The 385-nt window shown below is 45.2% G+C and carries 1 pseudogene; it reads right to left on the bottom strand.

Annotated elements, in window-relative coordinates:
• Nucleotides 1-182: pseudogene (locus NE473_RS30555) on the bottom strand (hypothetical protein); the annotation flags it as partial.
• Nucleotides 183-385 lie beyond the last annotated feature (203 nt).

Below are 385 nucleotides of genomic sequence, written 5' to 3'. Positions count from 1 at the left end.
TTGCCTACCACTAACCCATCACCATTCTTAATCTGCACTGCTGTGAGATTGTCAGGAGTCAGCGCCTCCCAGGTCGTTACCATGGCCGCCCGGTTTGCCGCCGCCACCTGTAAGGCTCCCAGGCTTGCGCCTGCCTCCAGTTCAATAATAGTTCCATTTTTTAAGATCATAGTGTCCTTCATGTACGGACTCCTTTCTCCCTTCCGGGTATAAAAATAAGAGCCTTTCAGCTCTGATTAACGAGTTTCTTATTCATTTAAATAGTGATTTAGCAAAAGCAGTCTACTCAAGTAATCTTATGGCTCCTAGTGATGGCCCTGTTTTTCTCCGCTGGGATGTTGATACGTTAAATACACCCTTCAAAGCAGGACTTACATATAATACT

The organism is Hungatella sp. SL.1.14, from assembly GCF_024460495.1.
In the GTDB taxonomy this organism is placed as follows: Bacteria; Bacillota; Clostridia; order Lachnospirales; family Lachnospiraceae; genus Hungatella; species Hungatella hathewayi.
The sequence above is the reverse complement of the archived record's forward strand: the minus strand, read 5'-3'. Positions and strand labels throughout refer to the sequence as shown.